Consider the following 857-nt stretch of genomic DNA (forward strand, 5'->3'; position numbering starts at 1 on the left):
CGCCGAGGGCACCGTGCCGGACGGGTACGACACCGCCGTGGTCCTGCCGCTGCGAGACGCCGCCGCGCTCGATCTGGTCGAGCGGCTGCTCGCCGGTATCAACGACGCGCTGCTGCTGACCCTCGCCGGGCTCGCCGAGGTCGTCGTCGAGACGCCCGAGGGCGACCGGGTGCTGCGGCGCTCCGAGGACGGGCCGTACGTGCATGTGGACGACAGCGCGGGCGGCGGGGACATCCACCGCTGGCGGGTGGTGGCCCGCAGCGGGGTCACCGAGGCCGCGCTGCTGGAGGGGCGGCCCGTGGAGGAGCGGCTGCGGCCGCACTGGTCGGTCACCTGGGCGGTGCCGGTGGACGGCGACGGCGCGCCCGCGCGGCCCCGTACGGCGCCGTTCGTGCACGCGCCGACCCCGACCGACGAGCCGCTGGGCGTTCCGGCGTTGCTGATCGCCTCGTTCCCGCTGGATCCGACGCGTCGTCATCCGGCGCCGGGACCGCTGACCGACTTCCTCGTGGGGCAGGCGGCCGAGGGCTTCGCGGAGCTGCTGGGCGGCTGGGAGCCCGTCTCGACGGGGACCATCGACCTGGTGCCGGGGCCGCTCGGCAAGGGGGAGCTGGACGGGCGGCTGCGGGCGGCGATCCTGGAGCGGCTGCCGAGGGTCGCCTTCCTGGCTCCCGCGGGGCCGGGTGACGAGGAGGAGCCGGCGAAGGCGCTGCGGCCGTTCGAGGCCGAGGTCGTGGAGGGCGCGAGCGCCGAGACCGTGCTGGTGCTGGCCGAGGTGCTGCCGACGCTGCTGCCGGGGGGACTTGAGCGCCGCACGGAGCTGCGGACGCTCGGCGTGGGCCGGCTGCCGCTGGGCG

General features: G+C 77.0%; 1 pseudogene. It reads left to right on the top strand.

Annotation, left to right across the window (positions count from 1 at the left end):
• Positions 1-857 (top strand): annotated as a pseudogene (locus tag HY68_RS40070) (molecular chaperone Hsp90); the annotation flags it as partial.

Source organism: Streptomyces sp. AcH 505 (assembly GCF_000818175.1).
Taxonomy (GTDB): domain Bacteria; phylum Actinomycetota; class Actinomycetes; order Streptomycetales; family Streptomycetaceae; genus Streptomyces.